Below are 23,967 nucleotides of genomic sequence, written 5' to 3'. Positions count from 1 at the left end.
CCACGAACTGCCCGAAATGAAAAATCCCCTCGCACAGGAGGGGATGCCGCGCCGACTCCGACGGGATGTCTGTCATCCGTCGGGACTGGTCAGCGCGGCTCGGTAAGCAGGAGGCGTACGGCACGCATGGCGCCAGGGTACCGCAGGGCCCGAGCGGGCCGCACCGGCGTTCCACGGAGCGGAGGGGCTGCGAGGGGGGCGCGGAGGACCGGGGAACGAAGAAGGCGGGCCACCCGATCCGGGTGACCCGCCTTCTCATCTGTGGAGCTAAGGAGAATTGAACTCCTGACCTCCTGCATGCCATGCAGGCGCTCTACCAACTGAGCTATAGCCCCGCGCGCGGGAATGTTCAGATTTCCGCAGAAGCGGCGCGAGCCATCCGGTCCGGATGGCTCACTTCCGTTCTGTGGAGCTAAGGAGAATTGAACTCCTGACCTCCTGCATGCCATGCAGGCGCTCTACCAACTGAGCTATAGCCCCTTGAGTCGTCGTCCCGGCTTCTTTACTCGCTCGCGGCGACGGACAGAACAGTAACGGCCCGCCCGGCAGATCGCCAAATCGGTTTCTCGGGCTCGTCCGGAGCCCCGGGTAGGGTCGCCGACTGTGTCCGTCTCCGTGCTCTCCAAAACCCGCGCCCGGCCGTGGCCCCTGGCCACCGCCGCGGCGGTCTGCCTGCTCTCGTTCGCGGCCTTCTGGGTGGCGCAACGCCTCGCCCACGTGAACATGCTCGACGTGATGGTCTACCGGGCCGAGGGCGAGACGGTCAGGGCGGGCGGCGACCTGTACGCGATGCGCGCGACCTCGGCGAACCTCGGCATGACCTACCCGCCCTTCGCGGCCCTGCTGTTCGTCCCGCTGACCCTGGTGGGCGTCCCGCTGATGCGGACCCTCACCACGGCGGGGAACCTGCTCCTGGTCGTCGCCCTGGTGCAGCTGTCGCTCCAGCTGGTCCGCCCCTCACTGTCCCGTACGGACCTGTGGCGCACGACCCTGTGGGTCGCCGCCGTGGTGGTCTGGTGCGAGCCGGTGTGGACGACCCTGCGGTACGGCCAGATCAACCTGCTCATAGCGGTCGCGGTGCTCTGGGACCTCACCCGGCGCGAGGGCAGCCGGTGGGCCGGCCTGGGCATCGGTCTGGCGACCGCGGTGAAACTCACACCGGGGCTCTTCGTGGTCCTGCTGCTCGCGGCGGGTCTGCTGCTGTGGCGCCGGGACCGCGGCATGAACCAGTGGCTGCGCACGGCGCTGACCGCGACCGGGGTGTTCCTCGGGACGACGCTGGCCGTGGCGGTCGCCCTGCCCGCGGACTCGAAGCGGTTCTGGACGGAGACCCTGTTCGAGACAGGCCGGGTCGGTTTCGCGGAGGAGACCGCCAACCAGTCGATCCGCGGGGTCCTGGCCCGGCTGATGCACACGGACGATCCGGGCATGTGGTGGGCGGTGGCCGCGGCCGTCCTCGGCGGCGCGGCGATGATCCTCGCGGTACGGGCGGCGGTGCGCGGCGACAAGGCGGTGGCCGTGGTCGTCTGCGCGTTCACGGCGCTGATGATCAGCCCGATCTCCTGGTCCCACCACTGGGTCTGGTGCGTGCCTCTGCTGATCCTGCTCGCGGACCGCGCCACGCGCGTGTGGCCGGTGACGGGGGCGGTGGCGCTGGCCTTCGCCTCGTTCGCGCTGTGGTGGGTCCCGCACGACCCGGGCCGCCCCGAACTCGACCAGAACGCGGGGCAGATGCTGCTGTCGGCGATCTATCCGCTGACGGCGACGGCCCTGTTCGTCGGGTACGCGCTGACCCTGCGGGCGTCGGACCGCGGCGAAGGACGTCAGGCCGTGGCGAAGGAGTAGAACCGCTTGAGGGTGCAGTGCTCGTCGAGGAGCCGGCCGTAGATCGGCTCCCCCTCCAGCTCACGGTAGGTCTCGATGGGGTCGCCTTTTATGATCAGCGCCCGCGCGCACTCCTCGCACCAGTACTGGAACCCCGGGTTGACGGGGTCCATGTCGCGCACGATGGGCGTGCCGCTGCCGCACCAGTCGCACTTCCGCCTGTGTGCACCCATGAATCAGCTCCAGCTGTGGCCGCAGGCCGTGCACCCATAGGACACCCTGCCGTTGTCGCCGAGCACTTGGGTCACCCTCCCGTCCGGATCCTCGTCCCCCTCCGGCCGTCCGATTCTGCCATGGCCCCGCAAGGGGGTCAGCGTGATCGTCGCGGCAGCCCCGCCACGGCGCCCACGAGGGAGGCGGCGGCCAGGGCCAGGACGGTCACCCACAGCGCGTCGGCGGAGTTCTGAGCTCCGGATCCCGCGTACCGGCCGAGGAAGACGGTGCCGAACGCGGCGACGCCGACGAGCTGGCCGAGCTGTGTGACGGTGGCGAGCAGCCCGCTGGCGTCGGCGGCGTCCTCGGGCCGTACGGTCGCCAGCGCCCCGGTCAGGGCCGGGCTGAAGGCCAGTGAGATGCCCGCACCGACCGCCCCCAGGGCCGGGTAGAGCCCCCACCCGCCGGTGCCGCCGTCCCCGAGCAGCCCCCCGACGGCGAGGAGCGCCGCGCCCCCGAGCAGGAATCCGGCCGGGACCAGTGCGCGGTGCAGCCGGGCCGGCCAGCGCCGCCAGGTGAGGCCGACGGTGCCGAAGACCACGGCGGCGGGGCCGAAGGTGAGTCCGGCGCGCAGGGCGCTGTGACCGAGCCCGCCCTGCAGGTGAAGGGTGAGGGTGAACAGGAAGCCGGCGTTGACGCCCATCGACACCGAGATCCAGAGGACGGCCCGGCCCATCCCCGGGATGCGCAGCACGCGCGGGGCGATCAGCGGCGCGCCGCCCCGCCGGGCGAGCCGTGACTCGTACGCGCCGAAGACGGCGGCGAGCACCAGCGATCCGCCCAGGGAGAGCCAGGACCACAGCGGCCAGTCCTGCTCCTGGCCGAGGACCAGGGGCACGGTCAGCAGGGACACGGCGGCGGCGAGCAGGAGCAGACCGGGCAGGTCGAGGGCACGCGCACGCGTGGGTCCGGCGTGGGCGTCACGGGGCAGCACCCGGGCGCCGAGGACGAGCAGCGCGATCCCGATGGGGACGTTGACCAGGAAGACCGGCCGCCAGCCGGTGCCGAAGAGGTCGGCGCTGACCAGGACACCGCCGACGACCTGGCCGGCGGCCGCGCCGGTGGCCAGGACCGCGGAGTAGGCGCTGAGGGCCCGGACCCGGCGCTCCCCCGCGAAGTTGCGCTGGATGAGGCTCAGCACCTGAGGGATCATCAGGGCGGAGCCCGCTCCCTGCACCAGCCGGAAGGCGATCAACTGGCCGGTTCCCGCGGCGAGTCCGCAGGCGAGGGAGGCCGCGGTGAACAGGACGAGGCCGCCGAGGTACGCCCGGCGGTGACCGAGCAGGTCGCCGAGGCGGGCTCCGGTGATCAGCAACACCGCGTAGGCGATGGTGTATCCGGCGATGACGAGCTGGAGCGCGCCTCCGGACGCGGAGAGTTCGGTCCGGATGGTGGGGGCCGCGACGTTGACGATGAAGACGTCGAGGAGTGCCATGAACTGGGCGGCGAGGACCACTCCGAGCAGCAGGCCGGAGCGGTTGTCGGTGGCACCGTCTTTACTGAGTACGGGACGTGTTGTGGTCGAGGTCATGCGAGGAGCGTGACCCCGATCCGATACGGGTAACGAGAGCCCGCCGATCCTGGTACTGACACCACCTGGCAGCGGCGGCACGGGGACTCGACCATGGGGGCGTGACGATCGTGGCAGCACTACCGACACAGCGAAGGCGCCGACCGGAACTGGCCGCGTTCCTGCGCAGCCGCCGCGCCAGGGTGACCCCGGAGGACGTCGGCATGCCCCCGGGACTCCGCAGACGCACACCGGGGCTGCGCCGCGAGGAGGTCGCGCAGCTCTCCGGTGTCGGCGTCACCTGGTACACCTGGCTGGAGCAGGGCCGTCCGATCAACGCCTCCGCGCAGGTCCTCGACGCGGTGGCCCGTACCCTCCGGCTCGACCGGCCGGAGCGCGAGCACCTCTACCACCTCGCCGAGGTGCCGTACGCCCCTGACCGGTCCGGGGCGTACGTCCCGGAGGTCAGCCCGGAGATCCAGGGGATCCTCGACGCCCTGGACCCGCTCCCGGCGGTCCTCTACAACGCGCGGTACGACGTGCTCGCGACCAACGTCCTGTACGAGCGGCTCCTGATGCAGGACGGAACGGGCCTGGACACCGGGCCGTTCGGCATACGCAACGTGCTCTGGGCGCTCTTCAGCGTCCCGGGGCCCAAGTGCCCGGTGGTCGACCGGAAGCGGGAGCTGCCGCTGATGGTGGCCCAGCTGCGGGGCGCGTACGGCCGCCACGTGGGCGAGCCCGAGTGGGAGGAGTTCGTACGGCGTCTCGCCGAGGCCAGCCCGGAGTTCGCCCGGCTCTGGCGCAGCGGCGACGTGGTCCCCCCGGGGACGCGGGTGAAGGTCTTCCGGCACGAGCTGGCGGGCGAGGTCAGGCTGACCTCGGTCTCCCTCTCGGTCAACGGGATGCCGGAGTGCCGGATCGTGACGTACACGCCGACCGACGAGGAGAGCCGGGAGGGGATCGAGATCCTGCGCCGGGCGGAGGCGAAGGGGGACGGAACGACGAATCCCGCCCTCTGATGAGGACGGGATCCGGTGACTGTGGAGCTAAGGAGAATTGAACTCCTGACCTCCTGCATGCCATGCAGGCGCTCTACCAACTGAGCTATAGCCCCTCGTGTTCTTCGCGCTCCGCGCTGCGAACAAGAAGAACTTTAGCCTGTGACCTGCCGGAAAGTGAAATCCTGGTCCGGCAGGCCGGTCGTGGGGCTCAGTCGTCGTCGCCGAGGACCGGCTCGGGCAGCGTGCCCGCGTTGTGCTCCATCAGGCGCCAGCCACGGGCGCCCTCGCCGAGCACCGACCAGCAGCAGTTGGAGAGCCCGCCCAGGCTCTCCCAGTGCTGGGCCTCCAGCCCGAGGAGCCGGCCGATGGTGGTGCGGATGGTGCCGCCGTGGCTGACCACGACGAGCGTGCCCTCCTCGGGAAGCTTCTCGGCGTGCTCCAGGACCACCGGGGCGGCTCGGTCGGCCACCTCGGTCTCCAGCTCGCCGCCGCCCCGGCGCACGGGCTCGCCGCGCTTCCACGCGGCGTACTGCTCGCCGTACCGCGCGACGATCTCGTCGTGGGTCAGGCCCTGCCACTCCCCCGCGTACGTCTCGCGCAGGGCGGAGTCGTGGGAGACGGCGTGGCCGGTGAGCACGGCGAGCTCGGCGGCGGTGGCCGCCGCCCGCTTGAGGTCGGAGGCCACGATGGCGTCCGGCTTGAGCGCGGCGAGCAGCCGTGCGGCCCGGCGCGCCTGGGCGACGCCGGTCTCCGTCAGCTCGATGTCGGTCGAGCCCTGGAAGCGTCGCTCCAGGTTCCAGGAGGTCTGGCCGTGCCGCCAGAGGACGATGCGGCGGCCCGTGCCGCCCTTGCCGGTGCTCAGCTCAGCTCACCGTCCGGTCCCTCGGGAAGGCCGGAGCCGGCCTCGATGTCGGCGCCGGTCAGCGCGGCGTGCTCGGCGGCCTTGCCGCGGGTCTTCAGGGCGTCCTCGGGCAGGTCGAGCTCGGGGCAGTCCTTCCACAGCCGCTCCAGGGCGTAGAAGACCCGCTCCTCGCTGTGCTGGACGTGGACGACGATGTCGACGTAGTCCAGCAGGATCCAGCGCGCGTCGCGGTCGCCCTCACGGCGGACCGGCTTGGCGCCGAGCTCCTTCTGCAGCCGCTCCTCGATCTCGTCGACGATCGACTTGACCTGGCGGTCGTTGGGCGCGGAGGCGAGCAGGAAGGCGTCGGTGATCGACAGCACGTCGCTGACGTCGTACGCGATGATGTCGTGCGCGAGCCGGTCGGCGGCCGCCTGGGCGGCGGTCTTGACGAGCTCGATGGAACGGTCCGTAGCGGTCACAAGCAGGCTTTCGTCGGCGGTCCAGTACCCCTCCAGGGTCTCACGGACCGCCGACGGCCCTGTCGGCGTTTTCCGGGGCGCCCCTTACCGGGCCCCCGGAACCTTGTAGTCCCGGCCCAGGATCACGGTGACCGCGATCGTTCCCGAGGGCTTGCCCTTCTCGACCGAGCCTGCGGGCAGCCCCAGCGTCTTGGCCACCTCGGCCGCCGTCGCCTTCTGGGCGTCGTCGCCGTAGAGGACCTGCGACTCCTCCCGGGTCGGCGCTTCGGCGCCGCCCACGAAGGCGTAGCCGCCGTTGATCAGGGCGACCCGGGCGGCCTCGGCCGCCTTCTTGCCGGAACCGTCCCGGACCGAGACGTGGGGCACCTCGCCCGCCTCGGGGGCGGTGACCTTGCCGCCCAGGATGTCCTTCACCACGCTGTCGCTCGCGCCGTCGGTCAGCGCGCCGTCCTGCCCCACCGGGAGCAGGGCCGTCTTGTAGTCGCCGATCTTGGCGTGCTCGGCGAGCTTGGCCAGGGAGGCGGCGAGGTCCTTCTCCGGGAGCGAGGGGTCGAGGATCTGCTGGAGCGTCTCGATGGTGACCGTGGCCGCCTCGGGGTCGCTGGAGAACTTGCGCAGCACCCCGTACATGACCTGTCCGAAGCGCTGGAGCTGCTTGGCCTCGGCCTCGCCGGGCGCCCGGTAGGTGGCGTAGGCGACGGCGGCGCGGCCGTTCAGCGTCTGCTTCTCGCCCTGCTCGACCAGCGGCTCGGCGCCCTTCTTGGTGTCGGGGACGTCCGTGTCGGTGTCGACCTCGATGCTGCTGACGGACTCGACGAGGTTCTCCAGGTACGGGGTGTCCAGCCGCCAGGTGCCGGTGATCTTCGTCCCGAGGAGGTTGCCGATCGCCTCCCGGGTGCCGCTGGAGCCGTCGTCCTCGACGGACTTGCCGAGGGTGGTCCCGGCGCCTTCGGAGTCGGCGACGACGACGGAGTTGGGGAGGAGGACCGTGGTGCCCTGGCGGGTGGTCGTGTTGTCCACGAGCAGGGCGGTGGAGGTGTTGCCGTTCTTGAGGTCGTGGAGGTGGACGACGATCGTGTCGCGCTGCTGCGGGCCGGTCGCCGTGTTCCCGCTCTTCCCCTCCGGGTCGGACGAACCGGGGAGCAGGCCGGCGGACCAGAGGTAGCCGACGCCGCCGGCGACGGCGAGCACGAGGACGACGACCAGCGCGACGATGCGGTTGCGGCCGCGCCGCCTGGCCTCCTCGCGCCGCTCCGAACGGCTCTCGGTGAACTTGAGCCAGTCGATGACGTCCTCGGAGTCCTCGTCGGGCTCCTCGATGAACGAGAACTGTTCGGTGCGGTACGCGCGGTCGTCCTCGTCCTGCCGCGGCGCGGCGGACCGCTCGGACGCGGGGCGCTGGCCGGGGACTCCGGCCGGCGCCGCGACCGGGGCGGGCGCCGCGGGGGCCGTCGGCGCGGCCTGGACGGGCGCCTGGACGGGTGCGGGGGCGGGCTCGGCCTGGGCGGCCCACTGCTGCTGTCCGGTGTCGTAGGACGGGTAGGCGTAGCCCTGCTGCGCGTACGGCTCGTACGGCGCGGGCTGGACCGGTTCCTGGACGGGCTGCTGCTGGGCGTACGGGTCGTAGCCGTACGCCTGCTGCGGCTGCTGCTGCCCGCCGTACGGGTCGTAGTGCTGCGCCGGCGCCTGCTGCTGCGCCTGCGGCTGCTGGTACACCGGCTGCCCGTACTCGTCGTAGCCGATGATCTGCGGCTGCGGATAGTACGGGTCGTACGGGTGCTGCTGATCGTTCACCGGTGCCCCTCCCCGAAGCTCACTCGCCGCGGTACAACTGGCGCTTGTCGATGTAGCGCACCACGCCGTCCGGGACCAGGTACCAGACGGGATCGCCCTGCGCGACCCTCGCCCTGCAGTCGGTGGAGGAGATGGCGAGCGCGGGGATCTCGACGAGCGAGACCCCGCCCTTGGGCAGTCCGTCGTCGGTCAGGTCGTGGCCCGGCCGGGTGACGCCGATGAAGTGGGCGAGCGAGAACAGCTCCTCGGCGTCGCGCCAGGTGAGGATCTGCGACAGCGCGTCGGCCCCGGTGATGAAGAACAGGTCCGAGTCGCTGTTGAGGCGCGCCAGGTCCCGCAGGGTGTCGATGGTGTACGTCGCGCCGCCGCGGTCGATGTCGATGCGGCTCACGGAGAACTGCGGGTTGGACGCAGTGGCGATGACCGTCATCAGATAACGGTCCTCGGCCGCGGAGACGACACTGTGGCTCTTCTGCCACGGCTCCCCGGTCGGCACGAACACCACCTCGTCGAGGTGGAACAGGGCGGCGACCTCGCTGGCCGCCACCAGGTGTCCGTGGTGGATCGGGTCGAAGGTTCCACCCATCACGCCGAGTCGGCGCTTCCCGCGCCCGCCAGTAGGCATTTCCTGCTCTCCCATGCGTGCAGAGCCTACTGGCACGGCGACGGGCGCCGGATCAGCGGTCTCCGGTTCAGCGGTCGCGGTTGAAGCGGGTGGTGATCCACAGCAGCAGAAGCAGGACGCCGAAGGCGCCGAAGCCGGTGAGGTAGGGGCTGAGGCTGTCGTGGTTGCCGCCGTGCTCGGCCCCCTCGGCGAGGGTGACCAGGTTGGCGGCGGTGCTGTGGAGACTCATCTTCGGCAGACCTATCGATCGGGGATGGGAGCGGAGACTTCGCGCACATCGTATGCGGGCGGTCGCGGCGCGCTCACGCCGACTCAGGCGTTGGCGTCGCGGTCCGCGTCGCCGTCGCCGCCGGTGTCGTCGCTGCGATACCCGCGCAGCAGCAGCCAGGCGAGCAGGGCCCCGCCCACGATCGAGGCGAGCAGCACGATCCGGAGCGTGTCGCCCAGGCCCTGCTGTGCGGCGGCCGCGAGCAGTCCGGCTGCGGCGTCGGCGGTGTCCGGCATGTCGGTCGTGCCCTTCGGTAGTCCTCGGTGCCCCAGTTATCCACAGGCCCCGGCACACGGTAGCGCCAGCCCCTACGCTGGGTTCAGTCAGGGGGACGAGCACCGACTCGTACGAACAGGGGGCATCCATGACCGAGAACGACCAGGGGAACGTGCCGAGCAGGCAGCGGAAGCGGTTCCCCGGCATCTCCTCGCGGGCCTACGAGCATCCGGCCGACCGTTCGGCCCTCGTGGCCCTGCGGAAGCTCAGCGGCTTCGACACGGCCTTCAAGGCGCTCAGCGCGCTGCTGCCGGAGCGCAGCCTGCGACTCCTCTACCTCTCGGACTCCGTCCGGGTGAGCGACGCGCAGTTCAGCCACCTCAACCACATGCTGCGGGACGCCTGTTACATCCTGGACCTGGACAAGGTCCCGCCGATGTACGTCACCCAGGACCCGAAGCCCAACGCCATGTGCATCGGCCTGGACGAGCCGATCATCGTGGTCACCACCGGTCTGGTGGAGCTCCTCGACGAGGAGGAGATGAGGGCGGTCGTCGGCCACGAGGTCGGGCACGCGCTCTCCGGGCACGCCGTCTACCGAACGGTCCTGCTGTTCCTCACCAATCTGGCGCTCAAGATCGCCTGGATCCCGCTGGGGACGGTCGCGATCACGGCCATCGTGACCGCGCTGCGCGAGTGGTTCCGCAAGTCGGAGCTCTCCGCCGACCGGGCCGGTCTCCTCGTCGGCCAGGACGTGCGGGCCTCGATGCGCGGCCTGATGAAGATCGCCGGCGGCAACCACCTCCACGAGATGAACGTGGACGCGTTCCTCGCCCAGGCCGACGAGTACGAGAAGGCCGGGGACCTGCGGGACTCCGTCCTGAAGATCCTCAACGTGCTGCCGCGCTCGCACCCCTTCACCACCGTCCGGGCGGCGGAGCTGAAGAAGTGGTCGGAGCACCGCGACTTCCAGCGGATCATGGACGGGCACTACCCGAAGCGCTCGGAGGACAAGGACACGTCCGTCACGGACTCCTTCCGGGAGTCGGCCGGGCACTACGCCGAGACGGTGCGGACCAGCAAGGATCCGCTGATCAAGCTGGTCGGGGACATAGCCGGCGGCGCCGGTGACCTGGCGGGCGATCTGGGCGGGCGGCTGCGCAACCGGTTCGGTGGCGGCCAGGGCGGCCAGAAGACGGACGGCGGCACGGCCGGGGACGGCAAGGGCGACGGCGGCGGGGCCGGGAAGCGCACCGACGACGGGACCGGGGACGGTCAGAGCGAGGGCTGAGCGCTCGGCGCCAGCGCTCCGCACAGCGCGGGGGCGGCGGGCCGGGCGGTGGCGTACGGGTCGGTGACCACCGGGCCGCCGCCCGCGTCGGAGGCCCGCGCTCCCGCCAGGAGCGGCTTCAGGGAGCCCGTGGTGTCGGGGCCGCACGCCTGCGGCCCGGCCTCGACGGTGCTGGTCAGGAGCTCCGCGCGGTGCATGCGCAGGTCCTCCCGGTCGAAGCGGAAGTGCACCACGCGGTGGACCGTGAAGAGCGAAGCCGCGGCGACCGGACCGCTGCCCTGGGCGGCCGGGCGGAGCGCGTAGGTGTACGTGTGGTCCGCGGTGACGTCCAGCGTGTCGGGGCTCGTCTCCTCGAAGCGGAGGGTGCCCTGCACGCGGGCGGCGGGCTCCGCGAGGGCCACCTGCCGGGGGTCGAAGCGGACCAGCCAGCCCGCGAGGGCGTGCCGGCCGTCGTCGGAGGGGGACTCGACGCTCCGGTCGAACTGTTCCAGCTGGTCCGGGTCGAGCAGCAGGCGCGCGGGCCGGACGGTCGCCCCGGACAGGACGTCGGGCTCCAGGGAGGAGGCCACCAGGTAGTCCTTGGCGATGCTGAGGCCGGTGACGACCTGGCTCTCGGCGAAGTGGGAGGTGCGCCCGGCGATGGGCAGATTGATGCCGGCGGCCCCCGTGCGGTACTCGGCGACCGGGCTGTGGGCGAAGAGCTGGGTGGGTGTGCCGCCCGGGACGGGGCCCTGGGGGGCGAGCGGGACGACGGTGGTCCGCAGGGGCTCGGCCCGCTCGTCGACGGGGGGCTGGTACGGGTTGCGTACGCCCAGGTAGATGGCGGTTCCGAAGGCGAGGAGGATCAGCAGCACGAGCAGGACCGCCTGGCGGGATCCGCTCCGGCCCTCCCAGGACGAGCGGCTGCGGACGGCCTGGGCGTACTCGCCCATCCGCTCCTGGGCCGAGAACTCCTGGAGGTGGGCAGCCCGGATGAACGCCTCGTCGAAGACGACGGATCGGTATTCGTCCTCACCGCCGGGGAACCCCTCGGGTGTCCCCTCAGGCGGGTCGCCACGCCCTGCCATACCTTCAGGGTAGGTCCGCGGAGGCTTTGGTAAACGCCCAGGTACACGACAACTTCGGAAGAATTCCGCCGTCAGGGTGTACCGGCGGGCGCGGAGCGCCTATCGGGGTGACGCCGACCCGGCCGCGGGGACGGCGACGGGGACATGGGCGGCCGGTGGGGCGGGGTTCGGGTTCGGTGTGTCGACGCCCGTGGTGGCCGGCGGCGGGACCTGGTCCTCGTGGTTGGCGGCGGCGCCCCGGTAGACGGCGCTGAAGGCCAGGGCGACCATGCCGACGCCCATGACGAGGGCGAGGACCCAGGCGACGGGCCTGAGCCAGCGGGCCCGGCCCCGGTAGGGGCGCAGGGCCCCGCCGTGGCGGCCGTAGGGGCTGGCGTCGTCGCCGATGTCGTCGGGCTCGTAGGTGAGGCCCAGGGGGTCGAGGCCGTCCTCGTAGGGGTCGTCCTCGACGGATCCGCCGCCGGCGCGGGCGCGGGCGGCCTCGGCCTCGGCACGGGCCTGGGCGGCGGCGAGGAGCCGCTCGACCGCGGTGGGCTCGTGGATGGTGGCGGCCCTGACGAAGTCCTCGTCGAAGACCACGTCGGCGTGGACCTCGTCGGCGCCTCCGCGGTCGACAGATTCCTCGGGGTCCCCGCCGTCCTGGAACGGCCTGCCCCCCACGTCGTCCGGCACGGATTCAGAGTAGACCCGGAAGGTGCTTTTGGGCAGGGAGAGTGCGAACCCTCCCCGCCCGTACCGAAAAGGAGGTGTTACCTCACGTGACCGTCACCGGTGACGATGTACTTGGTCGAGGTCAGCTCGGGAAGGCCCATGGGGCCCCGGGCGTGCAGCTTCTGGGTGGAGATGCCGATCTCGGCGCCGAAGCCGAACTGGCCGCCGTCCGTGAACCGGGTGGAGGCGTTCACGGCGACCGTGGTGGAGTCGACCAGCTGGGTGAAGCGGCGGGCCGCGGCCTGCGAGGTGGTGACGATCGCCTCGGTGTGACCGGAGGACCACATCCGGATGTGCTCGACGGCCTTGTCGAGGGAGTCGACGACCGCGGCGGCGATGTCGTACGAGAGGTACTCGGTCTCCCAGTCCTCGGGCGTGGCCGGGACGACGGTGGCCTTGGAGCCCTCGGCGAGGGCGAGGACCCGCTCGTCGGCGTGGACGGTGACGCCGGCCTCGGCGAGGGCGGCGAGGGCCTTGGGCAGGAAGGCCTCGGCGACGTCCTGGTGGACGAGGAGGGTCTCGGCGGAGTTGCAGACGCTGACCCGGGAGGCCTTGGAGTTGATCAGGATCTCGACGGCCATGTCGAGGTCGGTCTGGGCGTCGACGTAGACGTGGCAGTTCCCGGTGCCGGTCTCGATGACCGGGACGGTGGACTCCTCGACGACCGTCTTGATCAGCGAGGCGCCGCCGCGCGGGATGAGGACGTCGACGAGGCCGCGGGCGCGCATCAGCTCGCGGACCGAGTCGCGGGACTCGCCGGGGACGAGCTGGATCGCGTCGGCGGGCAGTCCGGCGCCGCCGACGGCATCGCGCAGGACGGTCACCAGGGCGGTGTTGGAGGCGTACGCGGAGGAGGAGCCGCGGAGCAGGACGGCGTTGCCGGACTTGAGGCAGAGGGCGGCGGCGTCGACGGTGACGTTGGGGCGGGCCTCGTAGATGATGCCGACGACCCCGAGGGGGACGCGGACCTGGCGCAGGTCGATGCCGTTGGGGAGGGTCGAGCCGCGGACGACCTCGCCGACGGGGTCGGGCAGCGCGGCGACGTCACGGACGTCGGCGGCGATGGCCCGGACGCGCTCCGGGGTGAGGGTCAGACGGTCGATGATGGCCTCGCTGGTCCCGGCTTCGCGGGCCTTGGCGATGTCCACGGCGTTGGCTTCGACGATCTCGGCGGTGCGGACTTCGAGGGCGTCCGCGATCGCGAGGAGCGCGTCGTCCTTGGCCGCGCGCGGGAGTGGCGCGATTTCGGCGGCGGCGCCACGGGCCCGGTAGGCGGCCCGGGTGACCGGGGAGAGGTTGTCGAGGGGCGTGAGCGAGGTCATGCCCGCAGGGTACTGGCACCCCTGCGGACATCCCTCACGTATCCCGCAATCCGAGACTCGCCCCGACGCCGCGGCCCGTCCGTCGGCACCCGACGCCGGGACCCGTCCAGGGGTACCCGGTTCCGGGGCCCGTCCGTCAGTACGGGTGGACGCCGACGGGGGCGGCGGGTGGCGGGCCGTAGCCCTCCGCGATCCGCTGGTGGTAGGTCTCCCGGTCGATGACCTCGAGTCCCACGATCTCCCAGGGCGGCAGCTTGGCGGTCTGCCGGTGCTCGCCCCACAGGCGGAGGGCGACGGCCGCCGCGTCGTGCAGGTCGCGGGCCTCCTCCCAGTACCGGATCTCGGCGTGGTCGTTGGCATAGCGGCTGGTCAGCAGGAAGGGGCGGTCGTGGGCCAGCTGTTCGAGCCCGCGTCGCACCTCCTTCAGCGGTGACTCCGCGCCCGACACACTGAGAGTGATGTGCCAGAGCTTGGACACCGGCCGTTCCTCACGTGTCTCGGTGGTGGTCTCGGTCTTCCTGTCCGTGGACCTGTCCCGTGCCTCGTCGAAGTCGGCTCCGGCCTCGACACTGGTCAGGGCGCGTTCGGCAGTCCCGCGGGGCGGTGCCCCTGGGCGCGCTCGTCTCACCGGCGGCCTCCTGTGTGATGCGTGTGGTGCTGTACCCCGCCTTGTCTTACCCCCGAGACAAAGTTGACCAGTCCGAGGCGGCACATGGGGCGGTTTTGGTAAACGTCCCTTCCGGATGGCCAGACTTTCAGCCGTTTCGGCGTCGGCCGTCTCAGCGGATGACGACCAGGTCGTCGCGGTGGACGACCTCGCGCTCGTACTCGGGTCCGAGGTCCTTGACGAGCTCGTGGGTGGAGCGGCCGAGCATCCGGGGCAGCTCCTTGGCGTCGAAGTTGACGAGGCCGCGGGCGACGGCGCGGCCGGAGGCGTCGCGGAGCTCGACGGGGTCGCCGGCGACGAAATCGCCCTCGACGGCCGCGACACCGGCCGCGAGCAGGGACTTCTTGCCCTCGACGACGGCCTGTACGGCTCCGTCGTCGAGGCTGAGGGAGCCCTGCGGGGTGGAGGCGTGGGCGAGCCAGAGCAGCCGGTCGGCGGAGCGGCGGCCGGTGCTGTGGAAGTACGTGCCGGTGTCCCGGCCGGAGAGGGCGTCGGCGGCCCGGCTCGCGGAGGTGAGGACCACGGGGATGCCGGCGGCGGCGGCGATCCGGGCCGCCTCGACCTTGGTGACCATGCCGCCGGTGCCGACTCCCGCCTTGCCGGCGGCGCCGATCTCCACGTGGGCGATGTCCGAGGGGCCGGTGACCTGCGCGATCCTCGACGTGCCGGGCTTGGAGGGGTCTCCGTCGTACAGCCCGTCGACGTCGGAGAGCAGCACGAGCAGGTCGGCGCGGACGAGGTGGGCGACGAGGGCGGCGAGCCGGTCGTTGTCGCCGAAGCGGATCTCGTCCGTGGCGACGGTGTCGTTCTCGTTGACGACGGGCAGCGCGCCCATGGCGAGCAGCTGGTCCAGGGTCCGGTACGCGTTGCGGTAGTGGGCGCGCCGGCTGGTGTCGTCGGTGGTGAGGAGGACCTGGCCGACGCGGACGCCGTAGCGGGCGAAGGAGGCGGTGTAGCGGGCCACGAGGAGGCCCTGGCCGACGCTGGCGGCGGCCTGCTGGCGGGCGAGGTCCTTGGGGCGGCGGGTGAGGCCGAGCGGGGCGAGTCCCGCGGCGATGGCACCGGAGGAGACGAGGACGATCTCCTTCTCGCCGCCGCTGCGGACCTTGGCGAGGACGTCGACGAGGGCGTCGACGCGATCGGCGTCGAGGCCTCCGGAGGCGGTGGTGAGCGAGGAGGATCCGACCTTGACGACGATCCTGCGGGCCTCCGTCACGTACTGCCTTGCCACGTCCGTCTGTCCCGTCACCTGCGTCGCCACCTGCGTCGTCCTCACTCGGCTGTCCCACGCGCCGCGCGCTCCCCGCCGCGGCTGCCAGGCAATCTACGCGAGCCGGGAGGGCTGCCGCTCGTCCGTTTCGCTCCCTGGACCGGAGGCGGCGGAGGGCCGGCCGGTGCCGCGGGGCACCAGGATCCGCTGGGAGATCAGGTAGGTGAAGGGAATGGCGACGACGGCCGCGACGAGTGGCGCGATTCTGTCGTCCATTCCGGCCCAGGTGACGAGCGCGTAGAGACCGACGCTCTGCACCAGGTAGTTGGTGACGTTGGTGAGCGGGAAGAGGGCGAACTTCTTCCACGTCGGCCGGGTGCGGTAGGTGAAGTAGGTGTTGAGGAAGAAGGAGCCGATCATGCTGAGGAGGAAGGCGAGGGAGTACGCGGCGAAGTACGGCATCCACGGGTGCAGCAGCAGATAACAGCCGAAGAAGGTACCGGTGTTGACGCCGCCGACCAGGGCGAAGCGGAAGATCTCCGCGAGTCGCGCGCGCCGCGCGCCCCGCGCACGGCCTGCGTCGTCCGCGGTGCCCGCCGGCTCCATCAGTGCTCCCGCTCGGCGGTCGCGACACGGATGCGTTCGGCGATGGCCCGCTCGGCGGCCGCGCGGCCGAAGGAGCGGTGGGTCTCCTTCACGAGGAAGTGCGGCCGGCGCTTGGTCTCGTAGTAGATGCGGCCGATGTACTCGCCGATCAGTCCCAGCATCACCATCTGCACTCCCCCGAGCCCCACGATGATCGCGACCAGCGTGACGTAGCCGGGAGCGGTGACGCCCTGGGTGATCGCGGCGACGGTCACCCAGACCGCGTAGAGGGCGGCGAGGCCGGTGAGCATCATGCCGAGCCAGAGGGCGATGCGCAGCGGGCGGTTGTTGAAGGAGATCAGCCCGTCCATGCCGTAGTTGAGCAGGGAGCTGAACTTCCACTTCGTCTCACCGCCCTCGCGCGCGGCGTTCTGGTAGTCGAAGGTGACGGTGTCGAAGCCGATCCAGGAGAACAGGCCCTTGGAGAAGCGGTTGTACTCGGGCAGCGACAGCAGGGCGTCGACGGCGGGCCGGGAGAGCAGGCGGAAGTCGCCGACGCCGTCGGTGAGTTCGACGTCGACCCAGCGGTTGACGGCCCGGTAGTACACCCGGCTGAGCGCCGTACGGACCTTCTTGTCGCCCTCGCGGGTGCGCCGCGCCATCACCTGGTCGTGGCCCTGGTGGTAGAGGTCGAGCATGCGCGCGAGCAGCTCGGGCGGGTGCTGGAGGTCGGCGTCCATGATGACGACGGCGTCGCCGGTGGATTTGCGCAGGCCGGCGAGCATGGCGGCCTCCTTGCCGAAGTTGCGGCTGAAGGAGGCGTACTGGGTGTGCTGCGGGTGCCGGGCGGCGATCTCGCGCAGCTTGCCGAGCGTTCCGTCGGAGCTTCCGTCGTCGACGTAGCAGATCTCGTATCCGACCGGGAGTGCGTCGAGCACCTGTCGCATCCGCGTGTCGAACCGCTCGATGACGTCTTCCTCGTTGAAACAGGGGACGACGACGGAAAGCCTGGTCATGGAACGGTCACTCCAGAGGGATGGGCGAGAAGACGTCCTGAAGGACTGGAAGGACCGCCACCGGACTCTCCTTCGAGCAGCGCGGCCACGGTACGGCGGGGCGGTGACCGTCCGGCATCGCCCGAGTGACCGCCCCCGGTCGGCATGTCGTCCATGAAGCAAAGCATGTGGACAAGATATTGGTATACGTGGCTTTTTCACTCGTTTGTCACCCATTGGGGCGACAGGCCACGGGCCCCTGGCCAGCTGGAGCGATGACCGTTGAGCAGGACGACCATCTCGGAGCACGGTGATGCGCGCATGCGAAAGGGAGGGCAGGACGGGCGGGGCGAGGAGGCCGGCGGCGACGCCGGAGGCACCGGCGAGGAGACAGGCGAAGAGACCGCCGAAGAGACCGCCGAGGGGACGGCCGAGGGGACGGCCGAAGGATCAGGAGAGGCGACAGGGGAAGGAACGGGAGAAGGGACCGGAGAAGGGGCGGAAGAGGAGAAGGCGGAGGGGACGGGAGACCCGGCCTGGCGTCAGGACGGACTCCGGCGGGTGCTGTCCTGGATCGCGCTCCTCGTCGCCGCGGGCGCCGGGGCCCTGCTCTCGGTCGGCGCCTTCCTCGGGGTCTACGTGCGTCCCACCTCGGACGACTGGTGCGCCCTCTGGAAGGCCCGCGACATGGGCGTCCTGGGGATCACCTCGGACTTCTACCGCACCCAGAACGGGCGCGTCACCAACGCCTTCGTCACCGGCCTCCTCTACTCCGACGGCATGCGGGGGCCGAAGCTGCTGCCGGCGTTCCTGATCCTCACGCTGGGCGCGGGGCTGTTCCTCCTCGCCCGCACCGCCCTGCGCTCCCTGCGCCGGGCCGCGCGCGCGGGCGACGGTCCCACCGATCCGCCCGCCGATCCGCCCACGGTGCTGCTCGTGGCCGCGGCGGCGCTCATCGCCGCGCTGCTGTTCTTCGCCGGCACCCGCTCGTACCAGGTGCTGCTCTGGGCGCCGGCGACGATCTCCCACACCCTGCCGAGCGTGATCGGCGTCTGGACCGTGCTGGGCGCGGTCCGCGCCGCCCGCAGCGGCCTGCGGTGGGCCAGGGCGGCGGCGGTGGTGTCGGCGCTCCTGGCCGGCGTGGCGCTCGGCATGCTGAGCGAACCGTTCACTCTGGTGGCCGGTCTGTTCTCGGCCACCGCGGGAGTCCTCTGCCTCCCCCGGTTCGGCTGGACCCGGGACCGGTACGTGTCCACCTGGTGCGCGGCGGCCTGCCTCGGGCTCCTCACCGGCCTCACCCTTCTCTACACCTCACCCGGAGCACGCTGGCGGCGGGCCCAGCACCCGCCGGAGCCCCTGTCGGCCGCGAGCATCGGGGAGACCTTCCACGACTGGTGGCGCCTCTGGCAGACGGTCGGCGGCCAGTGGGCGTACCTGGGGACCCTGGCCGTCGGCGTGCTGCTCGGCCTCGCGCTCGCCGTCACCGACCCCCGGCAGGAGGGCGGCGCCCGACGGGGTGCCCCGGGTCTCCCCCCGCGCGCGCTCTTCCGCGTGGCGGTGATCCTGCCCCTGCCGCTGATCGGCCTCGCCGCGCTGGCCGTCGTCTTCGGGCTGCGCAGCGGGTACGGGGACACCGGCTGGACCTACGGCCGCACCTGGACGAGCTTCCTGCTCCCGCTGCTGATCGCCCTCTGGGCGTACGGGGCGTGGGGAGGTCTTCTCCTGGGGCGGCGCCTGTCGGCAGCGACGCGCCCCGCCGCTCGTGGCGCCGTGCTCGTGGCGGCCGGCGCGGTCGCCGTCGGCAGCGTGGCGGCCCTGGTGCAGCCGGTGCAGGCGCTGACCACGAGCACGGTGGTGCGTTCCGTCGCCTGGGACCGGCAGAACGCCCGGATCCGGCAGGAGGTGGCGGCCGGCGCCCGCGAGGTCGCGTACGAACCGCTCCTCATCGGCGGCCTCACCGAGCCCCTCTACGCGTCCTCGTACAAGCGGGACTGGGCGGCGCAGTGCACGGCCACGTACTACGGCGTGAACCGCATCCACCGGCCCTGAGAGCCCGGGCGGCCCCGCCCCGGACACACGAAAGCGGCCCTGGACCCGGACACGCGAGAGCGGGGCGCCCCTGCTCGGGGCACCCCGCTCTCGCCGGACAGTCGGGTCAGACGGCCGCGCGGGCGGCGCGGTTCGCGCCCCAGCCCTCCCAGGCGGAGGTGATCATGGAGCGGACGTCGTGCTGAGCCTTCCAGCCGAGCTCCGACTCGATGCGCTCGGCCGAGGCGACCACGCGGGCCGGGTCGCCGGGACGGCGCGGGGTGACCAGGGGCTCGACGGTGTGGCCGGTGACCTCGTTGATGAGGTCCACCATCTCGCGCACCGACACGCCCTCGCCGCGCCCGATGTTCAGGGTCAGCGTGGCCGTCTCGCCGGCCTCGCCCGCCGCGACGAGCGCGCGGGCCGCGGCCAGGTGCGCGTCGGCGATGTCGGCGACGTGGATGTAGTCGCGGATGCAGGTGCCGTCCGGCGTCGGGTAGTCGTCACCGAAGATGCGCGGGGACTCCCCGGCGTCGAGGCGCTCGAAGACCATCGGGACCAGGTTGAAGACACCGGTGTCGGCGAGCTCCGGGGTGGCCGCGCCCGCCACGTTGAAGTACCGCAGGCAGGCCGTGGAGAGGCCGTGGGCCCGGCCGACGGCGCGCGCCATCCACTCGCCGACGAGCTTGGTCTCGCCGTACGGGCTGAGGGGCAGGCACTCGGTGTCCTCGGTGACGAGGTCCACGTCGGGCATGCCGTAGACGGAGGCGGAGGAGGAGAAGAGGAAGCTCTTCACGCCCGCGGCGGCGGCCGCGTCCAGGATGATCTGAAGGCCCGTCACGTTCTCGTGGTAGTAGAACAGCGGCTTCTCGACCGACTCGCCGACCTGCTTCTTGCCGGCCAGGTGGACGATGCCCTTCACCTGGTGCTCGCGCAGCACGCGGTCGAGGAACGCGCGGTCGAGGACCGTGCCCTGCTCCAGGACGATGCCCTCGGGGAGGCGCGCCGGGTTGCCGGTGCTGAGGTCGTCGACCACGACGACGTGCTCGCCGCCCTCGGTCATTGCTTTGACGACGTGGGAACCGATGTAACCGGCGCCGCCGGTGATGAGCCAGGTCATTCCGACAGTGTAGCCACAGCCTCCGGGCCTCCCGGGGGCCGCGGAAGTGGCCCCGGACACGCCGGAGCCCCGCCCGGACACGTGGTCGGGCGGGGCTCCGGCGTGCCGTGGGTCTAGCGCTCGATCTCCTCGAACGCCGCCTCCCACTGGTCGAGGACGTGCGGCAGCGCCAGGTGCGCGACGTGCTCGCGGCCGGCCTTGCCGTACCGCCGGCGCATCGCGTCGTCGTCCATCAGCTCACCGAGCGCGGCGGCGAGCGCCGGCACGTCGGCCGGCGGCACCAGGGTGCCCGAGACGCCGTCCGCGACGAGCTCCCGGACTCCGCCGGAGACGTCGAAGCTGACGCACGGCACGCCGCAGGCGGCGGCCTCGGCCAGCGCCATCGGACGGCCCTCGCGCTCACTGCTGATCGCGACGACGGACAGCTCGCGGTAGGCGGCGGCCATGTCCTGCGCCGTGCCGCGGAAGACGACCTGGTCGGCGACGCCGAGGTCCTCGGCGCGCATCCGGAGCTCGCTCTCCAGCGGGCCCTCGCCGAAGAGGTGCAGCTCCCAGCCGTCGCGGCCCTGGTGGGCCTGCGCGAAGGCCTCGATCATGCGGTCGTACCGCTTGATCGGGTCGAGCCGGCCGACCGCGCCGATCTTGCGGGTGTCGAGCGGGGCGAGCTCGTCCGGGAAGAACGGCAGCGGGTTCGGCATGACGCGCACGTTCGGCACGCGCTGGTTGACGAACTCGACCGCGTCGCCCTCGGAGAGCACCAGGGTCTGCTCCAGCTCCGGGTAGTGACGCCGGATCAGGCCCAGGTTGGCGCTGCGCTTCGCCTGCGCGAAGGACTCGTGGTACTGGCCGATGCCCTTGAGGTGACGCCACTTCAGCGGCATGACCCAGTCCACGGCCCACGGCGAGCCGAAGACGATGTAGCCGTCCTTGACCTCGGCCAGCTTCCGCTCGAACTCCGCCCGCGCGTTGTCGCGGTCGGCCCGGGAGCGACGGGCGTCGGCGCGCCGCGCCAGGCTGATCCGGTCGCCGACCGTGCGCACGGGCGGCTTGGGCTCGGAGGGGGCCGGGTAGAGCGTCGAGTGCTCGTACGCGCGCGTGGCGTTGTACGGGAACGGCTCGGGGCTCGGCCGGATGCCGATCAGCTCGACACGGTGACCGCGCTCCCCCATGCCCTGGGCGAGGGTGTGCAGCACCCGCTGGGATCCACCCATCGAGTCGACGTCGATACCGACGAAGAACACGTTGCGGACAGGGGAGGCCTCAGTCATCGGTGCCGCCTTCGAAAAAAGCATCGACCACCATCTTGCTGGCGTGGCCGGTCTCGTACGAGCAGAACATTTCCTGGAAGCGCGCGTACCGCTGGGCGTGGCGCTCCTGGGTGCCCTCCAGGTCCCGCACGGCGGCGGCGAGGTCCTCGGTGGTCGTCACCATCGGGCCGGGCGCGATCTCTTCGAGGTCGTAGTACGTGCCGCGGTCGCCGCCCTTGTACGCCTCGTAGTCGTCCGTGTAGAGCAGTATCGGACGTCCGGTGTTGGCGTAGTCGAACATCAGGGACGAGTAGTCCGTGAGGACGGCGTCCGAGGCCAGCATCACGTCGTTGATGTCGGCGTAGGAGGAGCCGTCGCGCAGGAAGTGACCCAGCTCCGGAGCGATCTTGAAGCGGTCGTACGGGTGGGTCCGCACGACGATGATCCACTGGTCGGACAGGTGCGGGGCCAGGGCCTCCAGGTCCACGCGCACCGACTGCCCGGTGCGGCGGGCCGCGTCACGGAACGTCGGGGCGTAGAGCAGGACCTTCTTGTCGGCCGGGATGTTCAGGGCCTCGCGGACGGCGGCGGCCCTGGCCTGCTGCTCGGGCTCGGCCCAGCGCACCAGCACGTCGTTGCGCGGGTAGCCGGAGCGGATCAGGTCGGCCGAGACCTCGAAGGCCGGGACGAAGGTCCGCTCGAACTCGGCGCTGGGGCAGACGAGGGCGTCCCAGCGGCCGACGGCGGCGCGGAAGCGCCCCTTCTCGATGTCCGACGCGCCGCGCAGCGAGGGCACGTCGAAGCCCATCGCCTTGAAGGTCTGGCCGTGCCAGGTCTGGAGGTACCGGGTGCCCTTCGGCTTCGGGTACAGGTACGGCAGGTTGTGCGAGTCGACCCAGTAGCTGGCACGGGCCAGCGCGCGTCCGTACGCGAAGCTTCCGCGCTTGACGAGGGTGACGTCCTTCGGGAAGGACGAGCGGTCGCCGGAGTACGACCAGACCACGTCGATCGGGAGGTTGCGGCGCTTGAGCTCCTCGTAGATGTAGCGCGGGCTGTCCGCGTAGCCGCGGCCCTCCAGCGCCTCGAAGACCGCGAGGTGGCGCTTGCGGCGCGGGAGCTTGGACACGGCGTCGTACGCGGTGGCCTTGCCCTCGTTGCCGACGAGGATCTTCCTGACCTTGCCGACCTTGCCCTTGGCCTTGCGGGCCATGGGGCCGAGCGGTTCGAGGGACTTGAGGACACCGGAACGGTTCCAGGTCACCTCGAGGCGGCCGGCGCCCTTCTGCTCCGCGCCGATGCGCAGGTGGTGGATGCCGAACTTGTGGTACGTGACGGTGGCGCGGAAGTCCGGCTGGTCGTGCTTGGCCAGCAGGATGTCCGTACGACGGCCGCCGTCGCGCTCCAGGGCGACCACCGGGTGGCGGCGGGTCGCCACGCCGACCTTGCCGACGGGCACCTTGCGGAAGTCCAGCTCGGCCTTGGAGACGTACTGGCCGTCGCCCTGCGGGTTCAGGGTCAGCGGCACCGTGAGCGGCGTCTTGTGGGCGGCCAGCTTCACCGAGGCGCGGGTGCCCTCGGTGATCAGACCGGCCGGGTCGTACGTGCGGATCTCCAGGTGCAGGACCGGGCCCAGCATCGTCACGGAGGTCAGCTCGTGCCGGATGCGGCCGGTGGCGAGCACCTGCTCGCGCAGGTACCACTCGCTGATGTCCAGCTCGCTGCGGCTCTTGTCGTCGGCGGGGGCGACGGCACCCCAGTAGGTGGCCTCGCCCTCCTCCGTCGCGAAGCGCGGGGCGAGCTGCGGCCGGCCCAGCTGGCGGGCGGCGACCTGGAGCTCCTCCAGGCGGCCGGTGCGCAGCAGGTGGATGCAGACGCGCTCCTCGCGGGAGAGCCGGGCGTAGGTCTCGTCGGAGATCTCGTCCAGGTACGGGTTCACCACGTCGGCGAACTCGGCGGTCCAGTCGAGGTCACGGAACGGCAGGTCGCCCAGGTACAGGCGGAAGTCGTGGCGGAGGAACTTGTAGTCCTTCTCCGCACGCAGCTCCCCGCGGCCGTTCTCCTCGAACCAGGTGTCGATGAGCCGGGCCACGCCGATGCGGTCCGCGACGTTCTGGATCTTGTGGCGGCTGGAGGAGATGGAGACGCTCTCCGGCGCGAGGCGCCAGGTGTAGACCGACCACGGGACGACGGCGAAGGACTCCGCGAGCGAGAAGGCCTGCGCGGAGAACAGCTGGTCCTCGTAGTGGATGCCCTCGGGGAAGGTGAGGGCGTGGTCCCGGATGAAGGAGGTCCGGTAGAGCTTGTTCGTCGACAGGTGGTCGAAGAAGTACTCGGGCGCCTCGGCGATGCCGTTCACGACCCGCTTCTCGGTGAAGAGGTGCGGGTACCAGAGGCCGGTGGTGTTCGACGCCTCGAAGAGCCGGGTCACCTCACCGGTGACGAAGTCGACGCCGGTCTCCTCGGCGACGAGGAGCAGGCTCTTGCAGGCGTGACGGGGCAGCTCGTCGTCGCTGTCCAGGAACATGACGTGCGGGGCCCGGGCGACGGCGATGCCGCGGTTCCGGGGCGCGCTGCAGCCGCCGCTGTTCTGTTCGAGCCGCACGTAGCGCACGCGCGGGTCGGAAGCCTCCAGAGAACGCGCGACACGCTCGGTGCCATCGGTCGAACAGTCGTCGGCGATGATCACTTCGAGGTTGTTCAGGGTCTGGTCGAGCACGGACCGGACCGCTCGCGGGAGCCGTTCCTCATCGTTGTAGACGATGATGACGACGCTCACATCAGGGACGTCGCTAGTCGGCATCCAAGTCCTCTCACAAGTGCGTGCGGCGGCAACTGGCACACGTTCCGAGCCAGGCGCGGCGCTGCCTGCGCCATGGTCAATGGCGCT

General features: G+C 71.4%; 22 protein-coding genes and 3 tRNA genes. 4 read left to right on the top strand and 21 right to left on the bottom strand.

What is annotated here, in order from left to right:
- Positions 1 to 262: 262 nt before the first annotated feature.
- Positions 263 to 335 (bottom strand) — tRNA-Ala (locus IE237_RS11770).
- Between the two features lie 72 nt (positions 336 to 407).
- Positions 408 to 480, bottom strand: a tRNA-Ala gene (locus tag IE237_RS11765).
- A 123-nt stretch (positions 481 to 603) separates the two neighbouring features.
- Between IE237_RS11765 and IE237_RS11760 the strand changes: the two genes are divergently transcribed.
- Complete coding sequence (locus IE237_RS11760) at positions 604 to 1,845, top strand: glycosyltransferase 87 family protein (RefSeq protein ID WP_189801852.1); 1,242 nt, start codon at positions 604 to 606, stop codon at positions 1,843 to 1,845.
- On the opposite strand, the gene IE237_RS11755 is transcribed toward IE237_RS11760, so the two are convergent.
- Both IE237_RS11755 and IE237_RS11750 read right to left on the bottom strand, forming a co-directional pair.
- Positions 1,824 to 2,057 carry a hypothetical protein gene (locus IE237_RS11755; RefSeq protein WP_015033559.1) on the bottom strand — a complete coding sequence of 78 codons (234 nt, stop codon included), beginning with the start codon at positions 2,055 to 2,057 and terminating at the stop codon, positions 1,824 to 1,826. The genes IE237_RS11760 and IE237_RS11755 overlap by 22 nt on opposite strands.
- A 137-nt stretch (positions 2,058 to 2,194) precedes the next feature.
- Positions 2,195 to 3,628 carry an MFS transporter gene (locus IE237_RS11750; protein ID WP_189801851.1) on the bottom strand — a complete coding sequence of 478 codons (1,434 nt, stop codon included), beginning with the start codon at positions 3,626 to 3,628 and terminating at the stop codon, positions 2,195 to 2,197.
- A 101-nt stretch (positions 3,629 to 3,729) separates the two neighbouring features.
- Between IE237_RS11750 and IE237_RS11745 the strand changes: the two genes are divergently transcribed.
- Complete coding sequence (locus IE237_RS11745) at positions 3,730 to 4,629, top strand: helix-turn-helix transcriptional regulator (protein WP_189801850.1); 900 nt, start codon at positions 3,730 to 3,732, stop codon at positions 4,627 to 4,629.
- A gap of 22 nt (positions 4,630 to 4,651) precedes the next feature.
- Here IE237_RS11745 and IE237_RS11740 read toward each other — a convergent pair.
- The 7 genes from IE237_RS11740 to IE237_RS11710 form a co-directional block, all read right to left on the bottom strand.
- Positions 4,652 to 4,724 (bottom strand) — tRNA-Ala (locus IE237_RS11740).
- A gap of 95 nt (positions 4,725 to 4,819) precedes the next feature.
- Positions 4,820 to 5,473, bottom strand: a complete 654-nt coding sequence (locus tag IE237_RS11735; protein ID WP_189802539.1) for a histidine phosphatase family protein — start codon at positions 5,471 to 5,473, stop codon at positions 4,820 to 4,822.
- Positions 5,470 to 5,934, bottom strand: coding sequence for a ribosome silencing factor (rsfS, locus tag IE237_RS11730; RefSeq protein WP_041129201.1), 465 nt, complete (start codon positions 5,932 to 5,934; stop codon positions 5,470 to 5,472). Before rsfS ends, IE237_RS11735 begins: the two co-directional genes overlap by 4 nt.
- Before the next feature lie 84 nt (positions 5,935 to 6,018).
- Positions 6,019 to 7,728 (bottom strand): LCP family protein, encoded by a 1,710-nt coding sequence (locus tag IE237_RS11725; RefSeq protein WP_189801849.1) that lies wholly within the window; start codon positions 7,726 to 7,728, stop codon positions 6,019 to 6,021.
- Between the two features lie 19 nt (positions 7,729 to 7,747).
- The gene (gene nadD, locus IE237_RS11720) at positions 7,748 to 8,368 is read right to left on the bottom strand and encodes a nicotinate-nucleotide adenylyltransferase (RefSeq protein WP_189801848.1); all 621 of its coding nucleotides are present in this window, start codon (positions 8,366 to 8,368) and stop codon (positions 7,748 to 7,750) included.
- 52 nt (positions 8,369 to 8,420) lie between these two features.
- Positions 8,421 to 8,582 (bottom strand): hypothetical protein, encoded by a 162-nt coding sequence (locus IE237_RS11715; RefSeq protein ID WP_189801847.1) that lies wholly within the window; start codon positions 8,580 to 8,582, stop codon positions 8,421 to 8,423.
- An 83-nt stretch (positions 8,583 to 8,665) separates the two neighbouring features.
- Positions 8,666 to 8,857, bottom strand: coding sequence for a hypothetical protein (locus IE237_RS11710; protein ID WP_189801846.1), 192 nt, complete (start codon positions 8,855 to 8,857; stop codon positions 8,666 to 8,668).
- Positions 8,858 to 8,985: 128 nt separating this feature from the next.
- Here IE237_RS11710 and IE237_RS11705 point away from each other — a divergent pair, with 128 nt between their 5' ends.
- The gene (locus IE237_RS11705; protein WP_189801845.1) at positions 8,986 to 10,128 is read left to right on the top strand and encodes a M48 family metallopeptidase; all 1,143 of its coding nucleotides are present in this window, start codon (positions 8,986 to 8,988) and stop codon (positions 10,126 to 10,128) included.
- On the opposite strand, the gene IE237_RS11700 is transcribed toward IE237_RS11705, so the two are convergent.
- From IE237_RS11700 to IE237_RS11670, 7 genes are all read right to left on the bottom strand, one after another.
- Positions 10,113 to 11,195, bottom strand: a complete 1,083-nt coding sequence (locus tag IE237_RS11700) for an SCO2583 family membrane protein (RefSeq protein WP_189801844.1) — start codon at positions 11,193 to 11,195, stop codon at positions 10,113 to 10,115. The genes IE237_RS11705 and IE237_RS11700 overlap by 16 nt on opposite strands.
- Positions 11,196 to 11,294: 99 nt before the next feature.
- Entirely contained in the window at positions 11,295 to 11,867 is a 573-nt protein-coding gene (locus tag IE237_RS11695) for an SCO2584 family spore wall biosynthesis protein (RefSeq protein ID WP_189801843.1), read from the bottom strand.
- A gap of 77 nt (positions 11,868 to 11,944) precedes the next feature.
- Positions 11,945 to 13,228 carry a glutamate-5-semialdehyde dehydrogenase gene (locus tag IE237_RS11690; protein ID WP_189801842.1) on the bottom strand — a complete coding sequence of 428 codons (1,284 nt, stop codon included), beginning with the start codon at positions 13,226 to 13,228 and terminating at the stop codon, positions 11,945 to 11,947.
- Positions 13,229 to 13,364: 136 nt separating this feature from the next.
- On the bottom strand, positions 13,365 to 13,856 hold the full coding sequence (locus IE237_RS11685) for a DUF8830 family protein (RefSeq protein WP_189801841.1): 492 nt from the start codon (positions 13,854 to 13,856) through the stop codon (positions 13,365 to 13,367).
- Between the two features lie 151 nt (positions 13,857 to 14,007).
- Positions 14,008 to 15,111, bottom strand: a complete 1,104-nt coding sequence (gene proB, locus IE237_RS11680; protein ID WP_189802538.1) for a glutamate 5-kinase — start codon at positions 15,109 to 15,111, stop codon at positions 14,008 to 14,010.
- 108 nt (positions 15,112 to 15,219) lie between these two features.
- Complete coding sequence (locus IE237_RS11675; RefSeq protein ID WP_189801840.1) at positions 15,220 to 15,711, bottom strand: GtrA family protein; 492 nt, start codon at positions 15,709 to 15,711, stop codon at positions 15,220 to 15,222.
- Positions 15,711 to 16,706, bottom strand: a complete 996-nt coding sequence (locus tag IE237_RS11670) for a glycosyltransferase family 2 protein (RefSeq protein WP_189801839.1) — start codon at positions 16,704 to 16,706, stop codon at positions 15,711 to 15,713. The genes IE237_RS11675 and IE237_RS11670 overlap by 1 nt, the downstream gene beginning before the upstream one ends.
- Before the next feature lie 300 nt (positions 16,707 to 17,006).
- Here IE237_RS11670 and IE237_RS11665 point away from each other — a divergent pair, with 300 nt between their 5' ends.
- Positions 17,007 to 18,734 carry a DUF6056 family protein gene (locus IE237_RS11665; RefSeq protein ID WP_189801838.1) on the top strand — a complete coding sequence of 576 codons (1,728 nt, stop codon included), beginning with the start codon at positions 17,007 to 17,009 and terminating at the stop codon, positions 18,732 to 18,734.
- 106 nt (positions 18,735 to 18,840) lie between these two features.
- Here the strand turns inward: IE237_RS11665 and galE are convergent, their stop codons facing one another.
- The 3 genes from galE to IE237_RS11650 form a co-directional block, all read right to left on the bottom strand.
- Entirely contained in the window at positions 18,841 to 19,833 is a 993-nt protein-coding gene (gene galE, locus IE237_RS11660) for a UDP-glucose 4-epimerase GalE (RefSeq protein ID WP_189801837.1), read from the bottom strand.
- A 113-nt stretch (positions 19,834 to 19,946) separates the two neighbouring features.
- Positions 19,947 to 21,101 carry a glycosyltransferase gene (locus IE237_RS11655; protein ID WP_189801836.1) on the bottom strand — a complete coding sequence of 385 codons (1,155 nt, stop codon included), beginning with the start codon at positions 21,099 to 21,101 and terminating at the stop codon, positions 19,947 to 19,949.
- The gene (locus IE237_RS11650) at positions 21,094 to 23,880 is read right to left on the bottom strand and encodes a bifunctional glycosyltransferase/CDP-glycerol:glycerophosphate glycerophosphotransferase (RefSeq protein ID WP_189801835.1); all 2,787 of its coding nucleotides are present in this window, start codon (positions 23,878 to 23,880) and stop codon (positions 21,094 to 21,096) included. Before IE237_RS11650 ends, IE237_RS11655 begins: the two co-directional genes overlap by 8 nt.
- Positions 23,881 to 23,967 lie beyond the last annotated feature (87 nt).

Source organism: Streptomyces tanashiensis, assembly GCF_014648895.1.
Classification (GTDB): Bacteria; Actinomycetota; Actinomycetes; order Streptomycetales; family Streptomycetaceae; genus Streptomyces; species Streptomyces tanashiensis.
Note: the sequence above shows the minus strand (reverse complement) of the source record. Positions and strands in the feature narration are given on the sequence as shown.